At 67.6% G+C, this 20,002-nt stretch carries 17 protein-coding genes; 8 read left to right on the top strand and 9 right to left on the bottom strand.

Annotated features, from left to right (window positions below):
- Nucleotides 1–39: 39 nt before the first annotated feature.
- The gene (locus ACP7CK_RS08445) at nucleotides 40–1,293 is read left to right on the top strand and encodes a UbiH/UbiF/VisC/COQ6 family ubiquinone biosynthesis hydroxylase (protein ID WP_426025721.1); all 1,254 of its coding nucleotides are present in this window, start codon (nucleotides 40–42) and stop codon (nucleotides 1,291–1,293) included.
- Here the strand turns inward: ACP7CK_RS08445 and ACP7CK_RS08440 are convergent.
- From ACP7CK_RS08440 to dapF, 5 genes are all read right to left on the bottom strand, one after another.
- On the bottom strand, nucleotides 1,290–2,105 hold the full coding sequence (locus ACP7CK_RS08440) for a transglutaminase family protein (RefSeq protein ID WP_426025720.1): 816 nt from the start codon (nucleotides 2,103–2,105) through the stop codon (nucleotides 1,290–1,292). The two genes, ACP7CK_RS08445 and ACP7CK_RS08440, sit on opposite strands and share 4 nt — an antisense overlap.
- Nucleotides 2,106–2,114: 9 nt before the next feature.
- A complete protein-coding gene (locus ACP7CK_RS08435) occupies nucleotides 2,115–2,549 on the bottom strand; it encodes a YraN family protein (protein ID WP_426025719.1) in 435 nt (144 codons plus the stop codon).
- The gene (gene rsmI, locus ACP7CK_RS08430; protein WP_008261545.1) at nucleotides 2,546–3,418 is read right to left on the bottom strand and encodes a 16S rRNA (cytidine(1402)-2'-O)-methyltransferase; all 873 of its coding nucleotides are present in this window, start codon (nucleotides 3,416–3,418) and stop codon (nucleotides 2,546–2,548) included. The genes ACP7CK_RS08435 and rsmI overlap by 4 nt, the downstream gene beginning before the upstream one ends.
- Before the next feature lie 2 nt (nucleotides 3,419–3,420).
- Nucleotides 3,421–5,778, bottom strand: coding sequence for an NADP-dependent malic enzyme (locus ACP7CK_RS08425; protein ID WP_008262109.1), 2,358 nt, complete (start codon nucleotides 5,776–5,778; stop codon nucleotides 3,421–3,423).
- Nucleotides 5,779–5,921: 143 nt separating this feature from the next.
- A complete protein-coding gene (gene dapF / locus ACP7CK_RS08420; protein ID WP_426025718.1) occupies nucleotides 5,922–6,752 on the bottom strand; it encodes a diaminopimelate epimerase in 831 nt (276 codons plus the stop codon).
- A 40-nt stretch (nucleotides 6,753–6,792) separates the two neighbouring features.
- Here dapF and ACP7CK_RS08415 point away from each other — a divergent pair, with 40 nt between their 5' ends.
- The 4 genes from ACP7CK_RS08415 (at nucleotide 6,793) to ACP7CK_RS08400 (ending at nucleotide 13,029) form a co-directional block, all read left to right on the top strand.
- Nucleotides 6,793–7,584 (top strand): potassium channel family protein, encoded by a 792-nt coding sequence (locus ACP7CK_RS08415; protein WP_008261921.1) that lies wholly within the window; start codon nucleotides 6,793–6,795, stop codon nucleotides 7,582–7,584.
- A 93-nt stretch (nucleotides 7,585–7,677) separates the two neighbouring features.
- Entirely contained in the window at nucleotides 7,678–9,837 is a 2,160-nt protein-coding gene (locus tag ACP7CK_RS08410; protein ID WP_426025717.1) for a prolyl oligopeptidase family serine peptidase, read from the top strand.
- A 152-nt stretch (nucleotides 9,838–9,989) separates the two neighbouring features.
- Nucleotides 9,990–12,209 carry a prolyl oligopeptidase family serine peptidase gene (locus ACP7CK_RS08405; protein WP_426025716.1) on the top strand — a complete coding sequence of 740 codons (2,220 nt, stop codon included), beginning with the start codon at nucleotides 9,990–9,992 and terminating at the stop codon, nucleotides 12,207–12,209.
- A 67-nt stretch (nucleotides 12,210–12,276) separates the two neighbouring features.
- On the top strand, nucleotides 12,277–13,029 hold the full coding sequence (locus ACP7CK_RS08400; RefSeq protein WP_008261898.1) for a DUF1223 domain-containing protein: 753 nt from the start codon (nucleotides 12,277–12,279) through the stop codon (nucleotides 13,027–13,029).
- 132 nt (nucleotides 13,030–13,161) lie between these two features.
- On the opposite strand, the gene ACP7CK_RS08395 is transcribed toward ACP7CK_RS08400, so the two are convergent.
- Both ACP7CK_RS08395 and glpK read right to left on the bottom strand, forming a co-directional pair.
- Complete coding sequence (locus ACP7CK_RS08395; RefSeq protein ID WP_426025715.1) at nucleotides 13,162–14,235, bottom strand: phosphotransferase; 1,074 nt, start codon at nucleotides 14,233–14,235, stop codon at nucleotides 13,162–13,164.
- A 33-nt stretch (nucleotides 14,236–14,268) separates the two neighbouring features.
- Nucleotides 14,269–15,780, bottom strand: a complete 1,512-nt coding sequence (glpK, locus tag ACP7CK_RS08390; RefSeq protein WP_426025714.1) for a glycerol kinase GlpK — start codon at nucleotides 15,778–15,780, stop codon at nucleotides 14,269–14,271.
- Nucleotides 15,781–15,825: 45 nt separating this feature from the next.
- On the opposite strand from glpK, the gene ACP7CK_RS08385 reads away from it, so the two are divergent.
- The 3 genes from ACP7CK_RS08385 (at nucleotide 15,826) to ACP7CK_RS08375 (ending at nucleotide 18,718) form a co-directional block, all read left to right on the top strand.
- Entirely contained in the window at nucleotides 15,826–16,806 is a 981-nt protein-coding gene (locus ACP7CK_RS08385; RefSeq protein WP_426025713.1) for a threonine ammonia-lyase, read from the top strand.
- A gap of 63 nt (nucleotides 16,807–16,869) precedes the next feature.
- Nucleotides 16,870–17,337 carry a MaoC family dehydratase gene (locus ACP7CK_RS08380; RefSeq protein WP_426025712.1) on the top strand — a complete coding sequence of 156 codons (468 nt, stop codon included), beginning with the start codon at nucleotides 16,870–16,872 and terminating at the stop codon, nucleotides 17,335–17,337.
- Between the two features lie 235 nt (nucleotides 17,338–17,572).
- The gene (locus ACP7CK_RS08375; RefSeq protein WP_426025903.1) at nucleotides 17,573–18,718 is read left to right on the top strand and encodes an outer membrane beta-barrel protein; all 1,146 of its coding nucleotides are present in this window, start codon (nucleotides 17,573–17,575) and stop codon (nucleotides 18,716–18,718) included.
- 141 nt (nucleotides 18,719–18,859) lie between these two features.
- Here ACP7CK_RS08375 and ACP7CK_RS08370 read toward each other — a convergent pair whose 3' ends face one another.
- Nucleotides 18,860–19,027: a hypothetical protein gene (locus tag ACP7CK_RS08370; RefSeq protein WP_426025711.1), complete on the bottom strand. Its 168-nt coding sequence runs from the start codon at nucleotides 19,025–19,027 to the stop codon at nucleotides 18,860–18,862.
- 134 nt (nucleotides 19,028–19,161) lie between these two features.
- Nucleotides 19,162–19,836 (bottom strand): OmpA family protein, encoded by a 675-nt coding sequence (locus tag ACP7CK_RS08365; protein WP_426025710.1) that lies wholly within the window; start codon nucleotides 19,834–19,836, stop codon nucleotides 19,162–19,164.
- Nucleotides 19,837–20,002: the final 166 nt, after the last annotated feature.

The following is a 20,002-nucleotide window of genomic DNA, read 5'->3' as shown; positions in this document are numbered from 1 at the left end:
CGTCTGGACGTTTCGGTCTTCGGGCGCGACAAGCCTGCCATGGCAGACACCGAACGCTACGACATCATCATCGCCGGTGCGGGGTTGAGCGGGGCGGCGTTCGCCCTGGCGGCGGCCCAGGCCGGGTTGAAGGTGGTCCTGGTCGATCCGCAGCCGTTCAGCGCACAACTTGCGCCGACGTTCGACGGCCGTTCGACGGCCGTGGCCTTTTCGACCTTCCGCATGTTGGACGCCCTGGGCCTGGGCCAGTCCCTGCGGCCCCACGCCTGCCGGATGGACCATATCCTGGTGACCGACGGCCGTCGGCCGGGCGCGGCCAGCCGGTCGGCCTCGCCGGCCTTCCTGCGGTTTGACGCCGACGAGATCGGCGGCCGCACGGGCGGCGAGCCGCTGGGCTATATGGTCGAGAACCGCCGCATCCGCGTCGCCCTCGCCGAGGCGGTGACGGCGGCGGGGATTGAGGTGCGGGCGCCGTCCTCCGTCGCCAGTGTCCAAACCGACGCCGGCAAGGCGACCGTGACCCTGGCGGACGGCGCGACCCTGATTGCGTCTCTGGTGGTGGGGGCGGAAGGGCGGGGTTCGACGGTTCGACGGGCCGCCGGCATAGACACCGTCGGCTGGGCCTACGGCCAGAGCGGGGTGGTGGCCACGGTGCGGCTGGGCCGCGATCATGGCAATGTCGCCCACGAATATTTCCTGCCCAGCGGCCCCTTCGCCATCCTGCCGCTGACGGATCAACGCGCGAGCCTGGTCTGGACCGAGACCACACGCCGGGCCGAGGCCCTGCGCGACGCCTCCGACGCGGCCTTCCAGTCCCATCTGATGCGGCGGTTCGGCGATTTTCTGCAGGATGTCACAGTCGAGGGGCCGCGTTTCGTCTATCCGCTGTCGCTCAGCCTGGCCGAGAAGATCGTCGCGCCGCGCATCGCCCTGATCGGCGACGCGGCCCACGGCGTGCACCCGGTGGCCGGCCAGGGCTTGAACATGGGCTTGAAGGACGCGGCGGCCCTGGCGGAGGTCCTGGCCGAGGCCGCGCGTCTGGGCGAAGATATCGGGGCGGAGACGGTGTTGGAACGTTACGCCCGCTGGCGCCGGTTCGACACGGCGGCCCTGGCGGCGGGGTTCGACGCCTTCGTGCGGCTGTTCTCCAACGACATCGCCCCGGTGCGGATCGCGCGCGATCTGGGCATGGCGGCCGTCAATCGCATCGGGCCTTTGCGTCGGGCCTTCATGCAGGAAGCCGGCGGGGCGACCGGAGACCTGCCGAAACTGCTGCGCGGCGAGGCGGTCTAGTTCAGCCGCAGCCGCACGCGTTCGAACGTCGAACTGCGCCGCGCCTCCTCGACGCCGTCCAGGCCGTGGGCCCGGGACAGGGCCTGCAGCGAGCCGGTCAGGGCGCCCTGTTTCTCGCGTGCGGCGGCGACGTCCAGCCAGGGCCGATGATCGTCGGGGTCCAGCAGGGCGCGGCGCAGGGCCGAGCGTTCGGCGGCGTCATAGTCGCGGCTGTGGATGGCGCGGCTGAACAACATGTTCTGCAGCCGGATCAAGGTCTGGCGGTCGGTCACCGGCGCCATCAGTATGTCCAGGCGGTCGGCGACATGCGGCGTCAACCCGGCGCGAAGCGCGCGCCGGGTCAGTTCGCTGGGCATGACCAGTCGGCCCTGACTGAAGGGGTCCAGGGCCACCGGTCCCTCGCCGGTTTCGACCCGCACCAAGAAATGGCCCGGGAAATCCACGCCCGCCGCCTTGAGCCCCGCCGCCCTGGCCGCGTGCAGATAGAAGACCGCAAGCGCCGCCGACAGGCCGCGCCGACGCTCGGCGACCGCGATGATGTCGGTGTTGTCGGGATGGTCGTAGTGCAGCAGGTCGCCGTTCAGCCGCAGGTCGGCCGCCATGGTCTCGGACAGGGCGTCGTCGGGACCTTCTCCGCCGATCCGTTCCTTCAGCCGTTCGCAGGCGCCGTGGGCCAGGGTGCGGACGGGCTCGGCGTCGCGCAACGGATTGTCGTGAATGGCGCAGGCGATCGCGGCCTCCAGCAGCGGGAAGCCGTCGTCGCCAGCCGCTCCGGCCGACGTCAGGATGGCCTCGGCCTTCTCCCGCGTCATGCGATCCTTTCAGCCCCCGCCCAAACTCTGGCCGTGTCTCTGGACGCCGCGAAGATGACGCGGAAACCGGCCAGGAGCCAGCGCCACCATATCAATTCTCAAATCAAGAGGTTGCAGGGCCGGCCGATTGCGCCGGACGGCCTCGCCCGCCGCGATCAGTCGATCATGCTGGGCCGGCTTCAGCGCCAGGAGCGCGGCGTTCAGACTGGTGCGACGTTTGACCTCGACCACGGCCAGAATCCGGCCGCGTCGCGCCAGCAGGTCGATTTCACCGGACCGGGTCTTCAGGCGGAAGCCCAGCACCTGATAGCCCTTGAACATCAGCCACAGGGCGGCGACCCATTCGGCCGCATGGCCGGCCTTGAAGGCGGCGCCGCCCTTGGCCTGACGCCACGCCGCCTTGGGGCGTCGCTTCGGCGCCGGGCGGGGCAGGCGGGCGTTCACTTGCCCTGGAGCTCCAGAGCCCGGCGGTACAGAGGCTTGCGGGGCAGGTCCAGGGCGCGCGACACCTCTGACGCCGCTTCGCCGGGCGCCAGACGGGTCAGGGCCTCGGCCAGGGCCGCATCGGCATCGGCGGCCGAGGCGACCTCGGCTTCGCCGGGACCGACCACCACGACGATCTCGCCCTTGGGACCGTCGAGTTTGGGATGGACGGCCAGTTCGTCCAGCGGGCCGCGCACGCATTCCTCGAACAGCTTCGTCAGTTCGCGGGCCACGGCGGCGGGGCGCGGTCCCAGGACGGCGGCCATGTCCGTCAGACTGTCGCGCAGACGCGGCCCGCTCTCGAAGAAGACCAGGGTTTGGCGCTGGCTTTTCAGGTCTTCCAGCATCGACTTGCGGCCGGCGGTCTTGGGCGGCAGGAAGCCGGCGAACAGGACCCGGTCGGCGGGCAGGCCGGCGATGCACAGGGCGGCCAGCAGGCTGGACGGACCGGGGATCGGATGGACCGGCAGCCCCTCGGCGATCACGGCCCGGGCGACGACGAAACCGGGGTCCGACACCAGCGGCGTGCCCGCGTCCGAGACCAGGGCCACCACCTCGCCGTTCCTGAGCCGTTCGATGGCCAGTTCAGCCGCGCGGGTCGAGGCGTGATCGTCGCAGCGTTCAAGCTTCGCCTTCAGCCCGTATGCGGTCAGCAGTTTGGCGGTGACGCGGGTGTCCTCGGCCAGGACCAGGTCGGCAGCGGCCAGGACGTCCAGCGCCCTCAGCGTCATGTCGCGCAGGTTCCCGATCGGCGTCGCCACCAGATAGAGACCCGGCTCCACCCGCCGGGGCGGGGGGGCGGTGGGCGGGAAGGGGCCGGGTTCGCTCATGATCAGACGGTGGGGGGCACCGCAGTGGTGGTCTTCTCGACCGCCGCTGCGGGCGGCCGCGGCGCCGAGGTCAGGCCCGATCCCTGGAAGGCGGGACCGGCGTCATAGGCGGCGAAGGTGGCGGCGGTGATGATCTCGCTGACCGAGGCGCCCAGGGAGACGATCTGCACCGGCTTCTCCAGCCCGACCAGCAGGGGGCCGATCACCGTGGCGCCGCCCAGGGCCTGGACCAGTTTGGTCGAGATGGCGGCGGAATGAATGGCCGGCATGACCAGGACGTTGGCAGGCTTGGTCAGGCGGTTGAAGGCGTAGGCCGGGTGGCCCTTGGGATCCAGCGCCACCTCCGGCGGCATTTCGCCCTCGTATTCGAAATCGACGCCCTTCTTGTCCAGGATGCGGATGGCCTCGCGCACCTTTTCGGCGCGGTCGCCGGGCGGATTGCCGAAGGTCGAATAGCTGAGGAAGGCGACGCGCGGATTGCGGCCCAGCCTGCGCACGGTCTCGGCCGCCTTGACGGCGATGTCGGCCAGTTCGGCGGCGTCCGGCAATTCGTGGATGGTGGTGTCGGCCACGAACAGGGTGCGGCCCTTGGCCAGCAAGATCGACAGGCCGATCAGGGTGTCCTCGACGTCCAGCACGCGCTGGACCTCCTTCAGGGCCATGTTGAAGTTGCGGGTCACGCCCGCGACCATGGCGTCGGCCCGACCCTTGGCCACCAGGGTGGCGGCGAAATAGTTGCGGTCCTGGTTGATCATCCGCGCGACGTCGCGGCGCAGATAGCCCCGGCGCTGCAGCTTTTCGTACAGCCAGTCGGTGTCCTCGACATTGTGTTCGGAGACGCGGGCGTTCGTGATCTCAATGCCCAGGTCGTCGAAATTCAGACCGGCCTCGGCGGCGTTCTGACGGATCAGATCCTCGCGGCCGACCAGGATGGGCGTGCCCAGATCGGCCTGTTTGAAGCCCCAGGCGGCGCGGATGACCGCCAGTTCTTCACCCTCGGCGAAAACGACGCGCTTGTTCGGTCCGCCGCGCACCGCCGAGTTGATCTTCTGCATCAGGGCGGCGGACGGATCGACGCGCGAGCGCAGGGCGTTGCGATAGACGTCCATGTCCTCGATCTGGACGCGGGCCACGCCGGTATCCATCGCCGCCTGGGCGATGAAGGGCGGGATGTACCAGATCAGGCGCGGGTCGAACGGGGTGGGGATGATATAGTCGGGGCCGAACTTCAGCTTGCGGCCACGATAGGCGGCGGCCACCTCGTCGGGCACATCCTCGCGGGCCAGGGCCGCCAGGGCCTGGGCGCAGGCGACCTTCATCTCATGGTTCACCCGACGGGCGCGCACATCCAGGGCGCCCCGGAACAGATAGGGGAAGGCCAGGACGTTGTTGACCTGGTTCACATAGTCCGAGCGGCCGGTGGCGATGATGGCGTCGGACCGGACTGACTTGACGTCTTCCGGCGTGATCTCGGGATCGGGGTTGGCCATGGCGAAGATGATCGGATTGGGGGCCATGGAAGCCACCATCTCCTTGGTGATCGCGCCCTTGGCCGACAGGCCCAGGACGACATCGGCCCCGACCATGGCCTCGGCCATGGTGCGCAGGGGGGTGTCGGTGGCGTGGGCGGCCTTCCACTGGTCCATGCCGTGTTCGCGGCCCTGATAGACGACGCCGTCCCGATCGCAGATGACGGTGTTCTCGGCCTTGACCCCGGCGGCCTTCATCAGGGCGATCGAGGACAGGCCGGCCGCGCCCGCGCCCGACAGAACCACCTTGACCTCGTCCAGCCGTTTTCCGGCGACGTGGCAGGCGTTGATCAGGCCGGCGGTCGAGATGATGGCCGTGCCGTGCTGGTCGTCATGGAAGACGGGGATGTCCAGCAGGTCCTGAAGCTCGCTCTCGATGACGAAGCACTCGGGGGACTTGATGTCCTCCAGATTGATGCCGCCCCAGGTGTCGCCGATGTTCTTGACGACGGTGATGAATTCGTCGGGATCGGTGGTCTTGACCTCGACGTCGAAGCTGTCGACGTCGGCGAAGCGTTTGAACAGGACCGACTTGCCCTCCATCACCGGCTTGGAGGCCATGTGGCCCAGGTTGCCCAGGCCCAGGATGGCGGTGCCGTTGGAGATGACGGCGACCAGATTGCCCTTGGAGGTGTATTCGTAGGCCTTGTCCGCATCGGCGGCGATGGCCAGGACCGGCACGGCCACGCCCGGCGAATAGGCCAGCGACAGGTCCCGCTGGGTCGCCATCGGCTTGGTCGGGGCCATCGAGATCTTGCCCGGGGTCGGGAAGAGGTGGAAGTCCAGCGCCTCCTGGTCGGAGAAGGTCTGTTTTTCGGTTTGATCGGGCATCGGGGGCGTCCAGGTCGTCAGCGGGGCTGTAACCGTTCGTGTCCTAGAGCGTGGGAAGGGCTGCGCCAAGCCTTGACGCCCCGGAAGGGTCACAGACCGGGCCGCAAGTTTCCGTTTGCGTCAGCGTCAACCGGATGCGCCGTCTAGAAGGACAGGGCGCCCGTGCGTTCGATCTCGACCGGGCCGGTCATCAGGACATGGTCGGTCGCCGCGTCCCAGTCGATGACCAATTCGCCGCCATCGACGACGACGGTGGCCTTGCGATCCGTCAGGCCGCGCCGGGCCGCCGCGACTTGGGCCGCGCAGGCGCCGGTGCCGCAGGCCTTGGTCAGGCCGGCGCCCCGTTCCCAGACGCGCAGACGGATATGGTCGCGGTCAAGGACATGGGCGAAACCGACATTCACGCCTTCAGGAAACAGCGGGTGGTGTTCGACCAGCGAGCCCGAGCCGGTGACGAAGCCGTCGTCCTGGCGGTCGGTGAAGAAGACGACGTGGGGATTGCCCATGGAGAGGGCGCCGGGCGTGTGCAGCAGCGGGGCGTCGATGGGGCCGACCTGAAGCTCGATGCCGCGCGTGTCCATCTCTTCGGCCAGGGGCACCTGAGTCCAGTCGAGGCGCGGGCGGCCCATGTCCACCGTGACCCGGCGGTCGCCCGCGCGCGTGGCGGTGGTGGGGCCGGCTGCGGTGTCGATCGTGACCCTGTCGCCGCCGCCGGCCTCCATCAGCAGCCAGCCGACGCAGCGCAGGGCGTTGCCGCAGGTCTCCACCATGGAGCCGTCGGCGTTCCACACCCGCATGAAGGCGTCGGCGGTCTCGGACGGTTCGATGGCGATCAGCTGGTCGAAACCCTCGCCCGTGGCGCGGTCGGCCAGGGCGCGGATCTGGTCCTCGGTCGGACGAAACGGCGTTTCCAGCGCGTCGATGACGATGAAGTCATTGCCGGCGCCGTTCATCTTGATGAAAGGACGGGTCATGCAGGCCATATAGGCCTATCCCCGTCGTCCGGAAACCACTGTGTCCCAGAGCGAAACCGACCCCAAGGACGGCCTGAGGCTACGCGCGCGGCTGCGATACCTGTATCACGGCGGCCAGCCGGCGGCGGTGAAGTTCCGGTTGACGGTCATCGTCATCGACTTCGCCATCATCGCCTTCTTCCTTGCGGCGCCGATCCTGAAGAACATGGGTTGGGCCTTCTATGTGCTCGACTATCTGATCGCCGCCCTGCTGGCGGTCGATCTGGCGGCGCGGGCCTATGCCTATTCCGACATCAAGGACTGGCTGAAACGGCCGATCGTCTGGCTGGACCTGTTTATTCTGGCGACCCTGCTGTTCCCGGCCTGGCTGTTCAACCTCGGCTTCCTGCGGATGCTGCGGCTGTGGACCCTGCTGAACTCCGACTTCTTCTGGCGGACGGTCGGCGCGCGGTTCGACGACACCCGGGTCGAGGGGATCGTGCGCGCGCTTTCGGGTCTGGTCACCTTCGTCTTCGTCGTGACCGGCTTCGTCTATGCGACCTTCCGGGGGCATGACGGGATCAGCGGCTATATCGACGCCCTCTATTTCACCGTGGCGACCCTGACGACGACCGGGTTCGGCGACGTCACCCTGCCGGGGCCGCTGGGCAAGCTGTTGTCCATCGCCATCATGCTGGTCGGGATCACCCTGTTCCTGCGTCTGGCCCAGGCCCTGATCAAGCCGCACAAGGTTCGTTTCCCTTGCGACCGATGCGGCCTTCAGACCCACGACCCGGACGCCGTCCACTGCAAGGCCTGCGGAAATCTGATCTGCATCCCCGACGAGGGCTGAGACAAAGATGACAAAACCGTAAGGGCGGATTCGTCGCCTTGCCGCAGGGCGGGCCGCCGTTAAGGTGCCCGTCTTCAATTCCGGGGACTGTCCATGATCCGCTCATCCGCCGCCGTGCTCGCGGCCCTTCTCGCCTCCACCAGTATGACGTCGGTATCCATGGCCCAGACCGCCCCCTCCGCTCCCGCCTTCGCAACCAGCGAGGCGAGCGACCCCTATGTCTGGCTGGAAGACGTCGAGGGCGAGCGGGCCATGGCCTGGGTCAAGGAACACAACGCCCATTCGCTGGGCGTGCTGCAGGGCGACCCCCGCTATGAGCCCTTGCACCAGCAGGCGCTCGCCATCGTTCAGGCGCGCGACCGGATCCCGGCTCCGGGCTTCACCCACGACGGCCATATCGACAACTTCTGGCAGGACGCCCAGCATGTGCGCGGCGTCTGGCGACGCACGACGCTGGACTCCTACAAGACCGCCGAGCCCCAGTGGGAGACGGTGCTCGACATCGACGCCCTGGCCGAGGCCGAAAGCGCCAACTGGGTCTACAAGGGTTCGACCTGCCTGGCCCCCGAAGAACGCTACTGCCTGATCAGCCTGTCGAACGGCGGCAAGGACGCCGTGACCCTGCGCGAGTTCGACAGCGTGACCCGCAGCTTCGTCGAGGGTGGCTTCTTCCTGCCGGAGTCCAAGGGCGGCGCGACCTGGCTGAACAAGGACACCCTGCTGATCTCGCGCGATTTCGGCGTCGGCACCCTGACCAACTCCGGCTATCCGATGATAGTGAAGCGGATGATGCGCGGTCAGTCGCTGGATCAGGCCGACGTCCTGTTCATGGGCGAGCCGACCGACGTCTCGGTGTCCGGCTATACGCTGCGCGACGCCGACGGGGTGCTGAAGGCGACCCTGATCAACCGCTCGATCGACTTCTATTCGTCCGAGACCTATCGCGTGACCGACGACGGGGCGGTGGTGAAACTGGCCCTGCCGGCCAAGTCGGACATCACGGGTCTGGTCTCGGGCAAACTGGTCGTGTCGCTGAAGCAGGACTGGACCGCGCCGTCGGGCCAGGACTTCAAGAGCGGCGACCTGATCGCCTGGCCGCTGGACGCCTGGCTGGAAGACCCGGCCACGCCCGCCGTCCTGGTGCTGCGCCCGACCGAGCGTCAGGCCGTCGAGGGGGTCAACGCCACGCGCAACACCCTGGTCGTCGCCCTGTACGACAATGTGCGCGGTTCGGTGCGGGTCTATCGGCCGGGCGACAGCGAGTGGACCTATTCGACCCTGGGCCTGCCGCAGAACGTCTCGGTCGGCGTCGGCTCGGCGTCTGAGGTGGACGACAAGGTCTTCGTCAGCGTCACCGGCTATCTGAACCCGTCCAGCCTGTGGCTGGCCGATGCGGCGACCGGAGCGGTCGATCAGGTCAAGTCGATGCCGGCCAAGTTCGACGCTACCGGCATGACGGTGGACCAGCACGAGGCCCGCTCGGCCGACGGGACGATGATCCCCTATTTCGTGGTCCATAAGGCGGACATGCCGCTGGACGGCTCCAACCCCACGCTGCTGTACGGCTACGGCGGGTTCGAAAGCTCGCTGCTGCCCGGCTATTCGGCGACGGTCGGCAAGCTGTGGCTGGAGCGGGGCGGGGTCTATGTCATCGCCAATACGCGCGGCGGCGGCGAGTTCGGTCCCCGCTGGCACGAGGCGGCCCTGCAGCAGAACCGCCAGCGGGCGCATGAAGACTTCCAGGCCGTGGCGCTCGACCTGATCGCGCGCGATATCACCAGCCAGCCGAAGCTCGGGATCATGGGGGGCTCTCAAGGCGGCCTGTTCATGGGGGCGATGCTGACCCAACGGCCGGATCTGATCAACGCGGCGGTCATCCAGGTGCCCCTGTTCGACATGCTGCGCTTCCACAAGCTCTTGGCCGGCGCCAGCTGGATCGGGGAGTACGGCGATCCGGACGTTCCGGAAGAACGCGCCTGGATCCAGGCCTATTCGCCCTATCAGAACCTGCGGGCCGGCCAGCCCTATCCGGAGGTCTTCATCCACACCTCGACCAAGGACGACCGGGTCCATCCGGGCCACGCCCGCAAGGCGGCGGCGCGTCTGGAGGAGCTGGGCTATCCGGTGCTGTTCTACGAGAACACCGATGGCGGCCATGCGGCGGGGGCGAACCTGCAAGAGACGGCGCGTCGGTTGGCGCTGGAATACACCTATCTGTCGCGGCGGCTGATGGACACGCCGGCGCAGGAATAAGGGCTTTTCTTTCCGCTCATCCCGGCGAAAGCCGGGACCCAGTGCTTTCGCAAGGTTCGGCGGCTGGGATCGAGTTCAGCACGAACGGGCGACGCCGAACGCCCAAAGGTCTGGGTCCCGGCTTTCGCGGGGATGAGCGGAGAGTTTGAGCCATGCGTCACCTGATCCTGTCCGCCGCCATTCCGGCGCTTCTGCTCGGCGCCTGCGCGAGCAATCGGAACATGGAAGAGTATTTCTCCCCCATGACCGTCGCTTCGGAGACGTCCCCGCCCCACTTCCCGCGCGACCTGACCCCTGCGGGCGTCGCCGCAGCGGACGATCATCTGGCGCTGGAGCAGGTGGACGGGGCCGAGGCCATGGCCTTCGTCGCCGAGGAGAACCGCAAGTCCCTGGCCGCCCTGACCGGCGACCCGCGCTATGAAACCTTCCGCGCCGAGGCCCAGGCCATCCTGACCGCCACCGACCGCATCCCCGGCCCGTCCTTCCTCGGCGACGGGATCGGCAATTTCTGGCAGGACGCGGCCAATCCCAAGGGCGTCTGGCGGCGGACGACGCTGGATAGCTACCGCACCGCGACGCCGCAGTGGGAGACCCTGCTCGACATCGACGCCCTGTCCAAGGCCGAGGGCAAGGACTGGGTGTTCAAGGGCGCCGACTGCCTGGCGCCCGATGAGACCCGTTGCCTGATCAGCCTGTCCGACGGCGGCAAGGACGCGGTGGTGGTGCGGGAGTTCGACCTGACGACGAAACAGTTCGTGGACGGTGGTTTCAACCTGTCAGAGGGCAAGCACCGCATCGAATGGCTGGACCGCGACACGCTCCTGGTCGCCACCGACTTTGGCTCCGGAACAATGACCGAGTCCGGCTATCCCTTCATCGTCAAGACGTTGAAGCGCGGCCAGACCCTGGCTCAGGCGGTCGAGGTCTATCGCGGCGAACAGGGCGACGGCGGCTATGGCGTCAGCCCCGCCGTCTATCGCGACAAGGACGGTAAGGTCACAGCCGTCATCATCACCCGCCCGCTGGACACCTTCCGGTCGGAGACTTGGCGGCTGGTGGGGGAGCGAACCTACAAGCTCCGAATTCCCGAACGGGTAAGCATCTACGGCATGCTCGACGGCATGTTGGTCTTCACGCCCGAAGAGGTCTTTGGCCGGGATCTTCTCGGATATGGCGGCGGGCCTGCCGGAGCCCTGATGGCGATGCCATTGGACAGCTTACATGACCGGCCTGACGGTTCTCGGGCGGGACCGAGTCATCAGGCGGCACAGGTCTTCGTTCCAACCCCACGGCAAGCCATCGCCGATGTCAGGGTGCTTTCTGATCGGATCGTCGTCGCCATAAACGACAATGTCAGCGGTCGCCTCTCGATATTCACGCCTCAAGGCGAGTTCCCCTGGCACGAGCGGTCCGTCGCCGTGCCCGAAAACCTGGCCGTTGGATTAGGCGACTCGTCCAAGTCGCGGGGCGAGGTTTTCGTCTCGACCCAGGGCTTCCTCGTTCCGCCGACCCTCAGCCTTGCTGATGCGGATGCAGCGACCCTGACCCCGCTGAAGTCCGCCCCGGCCAAGTTCGACGCCTCGACCCATGTGACCGAGCAGTACGAGGCGACCTCGACCGACGGGACCAGGATCCCCTATTTCATCACCCGTCCGCGCGACATGAAGCTGGACGGGTCGAACCCGACCATCATGCTGGGTTACGGCGGTTTCCAGGTCAGCCTGAACCCGGCCTACAAGCCCGAGATGGGCAAGCTGTGGCTGGAGCGGGGCGGGGTCTTCGTCCAGGCTAATATCCGTGGCGGCGGCGAGTTCGGTCCCGACTGGCACCAGGCGGCCCTGGACGGAAACCGCCAGCGCGCCTTCGACGACTTCGCCGCCGTGGCGCGCGATCTGGAACAGCGGGGCGTCACCAGCCCGCGCCGCCTGGGCATCTATGGCCGGTCAAACGGGGGTGTTCTGACCAGCGTGTCGATCACCCAGCATCCGGAACTGTTCAACGCAGCGGTGATCGAGAGCCCGCTGGTCGACATGCTGCGTTATCACGAGCTGCCGGCCGGCGCCTCGTGGATCGGCGAATACGGCGACCCGCGCATCCCCGAAGAAGCCGAGTGGATCGCCCGATATTCCGCCTATCAGCAGCTGCGGCCGGACGTGACCTATCCGCGCGTCTATCTGACCACCAACACCCGTGACGACCGGGTCCACCCCGGTCACGCCCGCAAGTTCGCCGCTCGCCTGGGGGATCAGGGCCACGACCATCTCTATTACGAGGATACGGCCGGCGGTCACTCCAACGACGCCGATCCGGTGGCCAATGCGCGGCGCTGGGCCCGTCACTATGTCTATCTGTCGCAACAGCTGATGGATTGAGGCCTGGTGCTGCGGGTCACGCACTTATGACTCCCGGCCGCATCTGCGCGGGCTAAAGAACGTCGCCATGAGAAACAGGGTCTGGATCATCGCAGCGACGGTCATGACGGGCGTTCTGTTGTCCGTCGGGTCGGTCGCCCAGCCTGTCGGGGCGCGGGGCAAGCCCGTGCGCGCGGCCGCCACGGCCGGCTCGCCGGTGGTGGTCGAACTGTTTACCGCCCAGGGCTGCGGCGGTTGTGTCGAGGCGAATGCGGTGGTCGAGCGCGCGGCGGGCGAGCCGGGGGTCATCGCCCTGACCTATGGCGTCGACTACTGGGACTATCTGGGTTGGACCGACACCTTCGCCCGGCCCGAGTTCGTGCAGCGCCAGCGCGCCTATCGCGCCGCTTTGCGCCAACGCGGCGTGTCCACGCCCCAGGTGGTGATCGACGGCCGCCGCCAGGTGTCCGGCGCGCGTGGACTGGAGCTGGAACACGCCATCGTGGAGGAGGCGAGCCGCCGTATCTGGCCGCCCGAGATCGAATTCCGCGAGACCGGCGATCAGGTCGGGATCGGTTCGGGCCGCCCGCCGTCGGGCGGCGCGGAGGTGCTGGCCGTCACCTATACGCCCGGCCCCCAAATGGTCGAGGTCAGCCGTGGCGAGAACCGGGGGCAGACCGTACGTCACGTCAATGTGGTGCGGGATATCGTGAATCTCGGCGACTGGCGCGGCCGCCCCATCCTGTTTGATCTGCCCCAGACGCATGGCGGAGACGCCGTGGTGGTGATGATCCAGGGCAAGACGGATCGCCGCATCCTGGGCGCCGCCGTCAGAAATTGAACCGCGCCTACTGGGACGTCGGGCAGGACGCGCTGACGGAGTTTGGGCCTGTCGCCGGCAACCGGTCGTTCGGCGCGTGAGGCTCAGGGGCGGATAGAGCTGCAGGGGCCGGCAGGGGCAGGCCAGGGGGGGCTAGGCGCCCGCCTTCTTCGCAAAGCCCCAGGCCGCGTCACTGAGCGGCCCGACCTGGGCGGCCATGGTGCGGGCGTGGGCGCTGGCCGCTGTGCCATCGCGGACGCGGCCGGCGATGCCCTGGCAGATGGCCGCCAGCCGGAACAGATTATAGGCGTACAGCCAGTCCAGATTGGCGGGCCGCATCCCGGTCGCCGCCGCATAGCGTTCGACTGTTTCCTCGACGGAGGGAATCCCCAGAGCCTCCAGGTCGGCGCCGGCCAGGCCGTTGCGCAGGGACGCCGGAATGGCCCAGGCGATCAGCAGATAGGAGAAGTCGGCCATTGGATCGCCCAGGGTCGACAGCTCCCAGTCCAGCACGGCCCGGACCTCGGCCGCATCCGGAGCCAGGATCAGATTGTCCAGCCTGAAGTCGCCATGGACGATGCGGCTGGGGCTCTCGGGCGGCAGACTGTCCGGCAGGAAGGCGATCAGCCGATCCATGGACGGGATCGGCTCGATCTCGGAAGCGCGATACTGTTTGGTCCAGCGGCCGACCTGGCGGGCGAAATAGTTGCCGGCCTTGCCATAGTCCGTCAGGCCGATGGCGTCGGGATCGAAGGCGTGCAGCCGGGCCAGGGCGTCTGTCTGGGCCTCATAGACGGCGCGCCGTTCCGTCGGCGTCAGGCCGGGCAGCTTCAGGTCCCAGAAGATACGCCCCTCGACCTTGTCCATCACATAGAAGATCGAGCCGATGACGGTCTCGTCCATGCACAGGGCGTGCGGCCGGGCCACTGGAAATCCCTGGGCGGCGAGGGCTGAGATGACCTGGAATTCGCGGTCCACCGCATGGGCGCTGGGCAGCAGGACGCCGGGCGGCTTGCGGCGCAACACATAGGCGGCGCCGGGCGTGGTCAGCTCATAGGTCGGGTTCGACTGGCCGCCCTTGAACTGGCGCATCGTCAGCGGACCGACGTAGCCAGCGACATGGACGGCCATCCAGGCGTCCAGAGCCTCCTCGTCAAGCCGATAGCGGGGATCGACCTCACGTGTGCCGGAAAAAGCCGTCTGGGCGTCTATTGTAGCGTCGGTCATGGGCGGCCTGTTGTTTCCTGCACCGGCCCCGTCTTATGCGCGGTCCGGCGCGGCGATGATGGCGGCCTTTACGGCGCGGCGCCAGCCGGAAAGCAGGCGGTCGCGCTCGGCCGGTTTCATGCGGGGCGTCCAGTGGGCCGGGGCCTCGGTCGTGCGGGCCTGCAGATCGGGCAGAAGTCCGACGCCGAGGGCGGCGAGGCGGGCGGCGCCCAGGGCGGTCATTTCCTGGAAGGCCGGGCGTTCGACCTCGACCTCGCAGATGTCGGCGACGAACTGCATGGCGAAACTGTTGGCGGTGACGCCGCCGTCGACCTTCAGCGTCTTCAGCGGCGGGGCGCCGTCCTGGGCCAGGGCGTCCAGCAGGTCGCGGGTCTGATAGGCCAGGGCCTCCAGCGCCGCGCGGACGAAATGGGCCGGGCCGGAATCCCGCGTCAGCCCCACCACGGCGCCGCGCGCCTCGGGCTCCCACCAGGGCGCGCCCAGGCCGGTGAAACCGGGCACCATATAGACGCCGCCGTTATCGGCCAGGCCCTGCGCCATGGCTTCGGACTGGCGGGATTCCGAGATCAGCTTCACCCCGTCGCGCAGCCACTGAATGGCCGAGCCGGCCGAAAAGATCGAACCCTCCAGCGCATAGGCGGTCTGGCCTGCGGCCTGATAGCCCAGTGTGCCCAGCAGACGACGGGTCGAGGCGACGGGTTCCGGCCCGACATTGGCGACCAGGAAGGCCCCGGTGCCATAGGTGATCTTGGCGTCTCCGGGGTGCAGGGCGCCATGCCCGACCAGGGCCGCCTGCTGGTCTCCCGCGGATCCGGCGAGGGGCAGGGCGCGGCCGAACAGGCCGGGCTCCGTCTCACCAATCACCCCCGCGCAAGGAACGATGGCGGGCAGGGCGGCGCGGGGCACGGCGAACAGGGCGCACAGATCGTCGCGCCATTCGACCGTCTTCAGGTCCATCAGGGCGGTGCGGGCGGCGTTGGAGGCGTCGGTGGCGTGGATCCGGCCGCCCGTCAGTTTCCAGATCAACCAGGAGTCGATCGTGCCCAGCTTGACCTCGCCGCGCATCGCCCGATCGCGCGCCCCCGGCACCGAGTCCAGCAGCCAGGCGAACTTCGTCGCCGAAAAATAGGGATCCAGGATCAGGCCGGTCGCAGCCTGGACGGCGGGCTCGTGGCCTTCTGCGGTCAGTCGCGCAGTGACGGGGGCGGTGCGCCGGTCCTGCCAGACGATGGCGCGGTGCAGGGGCGCGCCGGTCCCTGCGTCCCACATCACCGCCGTCTCGCGCTGGTTGGTGAGGCCCAAGGCGGCGAACCGATCGACGCCGCCCGCCTTCTGCACCACTTCGCGACAGGTCTGGAGCACGGCGGACCAGATCTCGGACGCATCATGCTCGACCCATCCGGACTGTGGGAAATGCTGGGCCAGTTCGATCTGACTGACGGCCACGGGGCGCAGGCCCCCGCCGCGGATTTCGAAGGCGATGGCGCGGGTCGAGGTCGTGCCCTGGTCGATGGCGAGGATCAGGCTCAAGCGGTTTCTCTCCATATCGGCGCCTTACGCGGCGCTCGTACCCTGGGCTAAGGGGAGCATATGACGACGCACCTGCCCAGCTTTGAAGGCGTCCTTGACGCCGCCCGCCAGATCGACGGCGTCGCTGTCCGCACGCCGCTGATCGAAAGTCCCGCACTGAACGCCGTGGTCGGCGGGCGGGTGCTGATGAAGGCCGAGAACCTGCAGCGGGCAGGGGCGTTCAAGTTTCGCGGGGCCTACAACCGTATCAGCCGACTGAACGCCGAGGAGAAGGCGCGGGGCGTCGTCGCCTTTTCTTCCGGCAATCACGCCCAGGGCGTGGCCGCCGCCGCCGCCTTGGTCGGGACGTCGGCGATCATCGTCATGCCGTCCGACTCGCCCCGGGTGAAGGTCGAGGGGGTGATCGGATTCGGCGGAGAGGTGCGGCTCTATGATCGCTGGACCGAGAGCCGAGAGGCCATCGGCGCCGCGATAGCAGCCGAGCGGGGGTCTGTTCTGGTCCCGCCGTTCGACGATCCCTTCATTATCGAGGGCCAGGGCACGGTGGCGCTGGAGATGTTGGACCAGGCGGATGCGCCGATGGACCAGCTGTTGTGCGGCGCCTCCGGCGGCGGGCTGATGGCCGGGATCAATCTGGTCATGGCCGAACGCAGTCCGCAGACGAAGGTGATCGTGGTGGAGCCCGAGGCCTATGACGACACCGCGCGGTCTCTGGCGGCGGGGGAGCGGGTTGGTCATCCGCAGGGCCCGCCGTCGATCTGCGACGCCCTGATGTCCCCGATGCCGGGCGTACTGACTTGGCCGATCAATCGGCGGCTGGCGGGTGCGCTCACGGTGTCGGATGCGGAGGTGGCCGAGGCGGTGCGGTTCGCCTTCCGTCACCTGAAGCTGGTCGTCGAGCCCGGCGGAGCGGTCTCCCTGGCGGCCTTGCTCTCCGGCAAGTCCCACACGAAAGGGCGAACCACAGGCATCGTCCTGTCCGGCGGCAATGTTGACGCGGTGCTTTATGGTGAGATCTTGGAAGGCCGTTTCGAGGAGTAGGTCTTTCCTTCCGGCATTGTCTCGGTCACCGTCGCTCAAACAGGAAAGTCGGGAAGGAACCTCATGGCGAAGACAGTGATGACGACGAGCGAACTCCAGAGTTTGGTCGGCCAGCAGGTGGGGGTCTCGAGGTGGTTCGAGGTCAGCCAGGCCAGGATCGACGCCTTCGCCGATTGCACCGAGGATCGGCAGTTCATCCATGTGGATCCCGAGGCCGCCCAGGCGACGCCGTTCGGCGGAACCATCGCCCACGGTTTCCTGACCCTCAGCCTGGCGTCGGCGATGAGCTATGACGCCGTTGCGCCGCTTGAGGGTGCGGTGATGGGAATCAATTACGGATTTGACCGGCTCAGATTCCTGGCTCCGGTGCGGGCGGGGTCCAGGGTCCGGGGGCGGTTCCGGCTCCTGTCGGCCGAAGACAGGGGCGCAGGGCGCTGGTTGTTGAAGCATGAAATCACGGTCGAGATTGAAGGCGACAACAAGCCCGCCCTGATCGCGGAGTGGTTGGGAATGCAGGTGATGGCCGGCTAAATTCTCGTTCGGGGGTACATACCAGCGCCCCGGCGTTGTGTTCTCGCGGGGTCCGAAGTGCGTCCAAGCAATGGCTCAGAGACAATTTTACCTGTAGCATCAATAGCACGGTGATCAATTCAGCGCGCTTGTCCGCCTCGTTTTCGCCTCGACCTTCCACGGCAACGCTGGTAAGACCCGCGAAGGCGGTAGACCCGCCCGAATACAAACAGGCGGAGGGCTAATCCCCATGCGTATGAAGACTATCGTGCTGGCCTCCAGCGCAGCGGCCGCCCTGGCCCTGTCAGCTGGCGCGGCTTCGGCAGAACCTAACGGTTGGTACGGCGCGATCGACGCCGGTTACCACATGATCGACGACATCAACGCCGAATCGTCGACGACGGGCGCCAACTGGAACTATGAAGTGAACGACGGCTGGGCGGCTTTCGCCCGTCTCGGCTATCGCTTCAACCCCAACTGGCGCGTTGAACTCGAAGGCGGCTACCGCTCGGGCGACATCGGCACCGTGCGCGCCGTCTCCGGCACCCAGGGCCTGTGCAACCTGACCCCGGCGACCGGCGGCTGCTTCTCTCCGGAAGGCGACATCGAGTCCACCACCCTGATGGCCAACGTCATCTATGACTTCGGCTATGAAGCCTGGGGCATCCGTCCCTTCGTCGGCCTCGGCGCCGGCGTGAACCACGTCAAGACCGACACGGTCGGAAACCTGCGCGCCAGCCGCGGCGCTACCTTCGCGGTTGATGACGACTCGACTGAGTTTGCCGCTCAAGCGATCGCCGGTCTGGCCTGGGCTGTGGGCGACCGCACCAATATCGACCTGACCTACCGCTATCTGACGGGCGACGCCTCGTTCGCCTCGACGACGGTCGGCGGGACTTCGTTCGGCGAGTGGGACGGCGACTACGATCAGTCGCACACCGTGACCCTGGGTCTGCGTTACAGCTTCGGCGCTGAAGAAGCTGCACCGCCCCCGCCCCCCCCGCCGCCTCCGCCCCCCCCGCCTCCTCCGCCCCCGCCGCCGCCGCCGCCGGCTCCGGTCAAGCCGGCCGCGCGTGAGTTCGTGGTTTATTTCGACTGGGATCGTTCGGACCTGACGGCGGAAGCCCGCTCGGTCGTGACGCAAGCCGCGACCTACGCCAAGTCCGGCGCCGCGACGCGCGTCCTGATCGTCGGCTACACCGACACCTCGGGCTCGGCCGCCTATAACCTCGGCCTGTCGAACCGTCGTTCGCGCACCGTCGCGGACGCCCTGGTCGCCCAAGGCGTCAACGGCGGCGTCATCGCCCTGGACGGCAAGGGCGAAACCGCCCTGGCCAAGCCGACCGCTGACGGCGTGCGTGAGCCGCTCAACCGTCGCGCGACGATCAACATCAACTTCTAAGCCTGTCCCGACGGTCGGCCTGGTCTTTCAGGCCGACCGAAGACAGACAAGAAGGGTTGAAAGACTGAACGCCGTCTCCGCCTGGAGACGGCGTTTTTCTTGGCCTGAATGCGCCGCGACGGCCCGGCTTCAAGTTTCGGTTCAGTTGGCCGCTTGAGTCAGCAATGGCGGTGTGGATCCAGCCGATCGAGATTGACGCAACAACGCTTCGCCGGCGCCGATCACCAATGTCGCCGTCAGGACCGCACACACCACGGCGACAGCCGCAAGCTTGAGCGTTTGCGTGAACTCACGACCTTCCGGCGTCACGGGACTCTCCACCTCAACGCCTCGCTCAAACATGAGGGGTGCGTCGGCGCAAGTCACGGAACAGTGTCCATTCTGCGAAAAGGGGCGGCGCCCGGCGGCACCGCCCCCTCGAGCTTCTTCATTCTCGAACCTGATCAGCCCGTGAACGGCCGGATAAGGATCTCGACGCGACGGTTCTGAGCCTTGCCCTCCGGCGTGGCGTTGGAGGCCACCGGATTGCGCGAGCTGTTGCCTGCGACGTAGAGCCGCTCGGCGATCACGCCGCGACGAACCAGTTCCGAAGCTACGCTGGCGGCGCGACGCTCGGACAGGGGCTGATTGATGGCGTCTCCGCCGGTCGAGTCGGTGTGGCCGATCACGTCGATGGTTGAGCGGTCATATTCCTGAAGCACCCGCGCCACGTCGTCGAGCACCGGCAGGAAGCGCGGATCGATCGAGGATTGGTTGGTGGCGAAGGTCACATCCGACGGCATGCGCAGGATCAGGTTGTCGCCCTGGCGAGCGACGCCGACGCCGCTGCCGGACAGTTCAGCCTCCATGGCGCGCTGCTGGCGGTCCATGTACTGGCCCACGGCTGCGCCGCCCAGGGCACCGACACCGGCTCCGATGAGAGCATTCTTGCGGCCTTGTTCGCCGTTTGAAGTGTTTGTCAGATAGCCCAGCAGAGCGCCGCCCAATGCGCCTGCGATGGCGCCGGTGCCGGTGTTGTTGCGGGTCGGCGTCGAGCTGTAGGGGTCGGTCGTGGTGCAGGCCGCCGTTCCCAGCAGGGCTGCAATGGAAACGCTGGCGACAATGATCTTGGCGCGCATGGAATAATCCTTCCGAATTTCTGTCTGGCGTAAAACGCGCGCCTACTGTCAAGGTTCCAAGCTGTACCTCAAGTGAACGAGCGCATTTTGCGCTCCATGGGCAGAGGGAGGGATCGCCCACGAACTGACACGGCCGCGGAATAGGCGTAAGGGAACCGCCGCACAT

This window comes from Brevundimonas sp. TSRC1-1 (assembly GCF_049898245.1).
GTDB classification, from domain to species: Bacteria; Pseudomonadota; Alphaproteobacteria; order Caulobacterales; family Caulobacteraceae; genus Brevundimonas; species Brevundimonas mediterranea_A.
This window is presented reverse-complemented; position numbering and strand designations above follow the sequence as displayed.

What these genes read in the sequence shown, in the direction of transcription:
- ACP7CK_RS08425 (WP_008262109.1), bottom strand. Translation starts at nt 5,778, where the DNA reads ATGCCCGATCAAACCGAAAAACAGACCTTCTCCGACCAGGAGGCGCTG.
- rsmI (WP_008261545.1), bottom strand. Translation starts at nt 3,418, where the DNA reads ATGAGCGAACCCGGCCCCTTCCCGCCCACCGCCCCCCCGCCCCGGCGG.
- ACP7CK_RS08410 (WP_426025717.1), top strand. Translation starts at nt 7,678, where the DNA reads ATGATCCGCTCATCCGCCGCCGTGCTCGCGGCCCTTCTCGCCTCCACC.
- ACP7CK_RS08365 (WP_426025710.1), bottom strand. Translation starts at nt 19,836, where the DNA reads ATGCGCGCCAAGATCATTGTCGCCAGCGTTTCCATTGCAGCCCTGCTG.
- glpK (WP_426025714.1), bottom strand. Translation starts at nt 15,780, where the DNA reads ATGGAGAGAAACCGCTTGAGCCTGATCCTCGCCATCGACCAGGGCACG.
- ACP7CK_RS08445 (WP_426025721.1), top strand. Translation starts at nt 40, where the DNA reads ATGGCAGACACCGAACGCTACGACATCATCATCGCCGGTGCGGGGTTG.
- ACP7CK_RS08385 (WP_426025713.1), top strand. Translation starts at nt 15,826, where the DNA reads ATGACGACGCACCTGCCCAGCTTTGAAGGCGTCCTTGACGCCGCCCGC.
- ACP7CK_RS08400 (WP_008261898.1), top strand. Translation starts at nt 12,277, where the DNA reads ATGAGAAACAGGGTCTGGATCATCGCAGCGACGGTCATGACGGGCGTT.
- ACP7CK_RS08405 (WP_426025716.1), top strand. Translation starts at nt 9,990, where the DNA reads ATGCGTCACCTGATCCTGTCCGCCGCCATTCCGGCGCTTCTGCTCGGC.
- ACP7CK_RS08380 (WP_426025712.1), top strand. Translation starts at nt 16,870, where the DNA reads ATGGCGAAGACAGTGATGACGACGAGCGAACTCCAGAGTTTGGTCGGC.
- ACP7CK_RS08375 (WP_426025903.1), top strand. Translation starts at nt 17,573, where the DNA reads ATGAAGACTATCGTGCTGGCCTCCAGCGCAGCGGCCGCCCTGGCCCTG.
- dapF (WP_426025718.1), bottom strand. Translation starts at nt 6,752, where the DNA reads ATGACCCGTCCTTTCATCAAGATGAACGGCGCCGGCAATGACTTCATC.
- ACP7CK_RS08440 (WP_426025720.1), bottom strand. Translation starts at nt 2,105, where the DNA reads ATGACGCGGGAGAAGGCCGAGGCCATCCTGACGTCGGCCGGAGCGGCT.
- ACP7CK_RS08395 (WP_426025715.1), bottom strand. Translation starts at nt 14,235, where the DNA reads ATGACCGACGCTACAATAGACGCCCAGACGGCTTTTTCCGGCACACGT.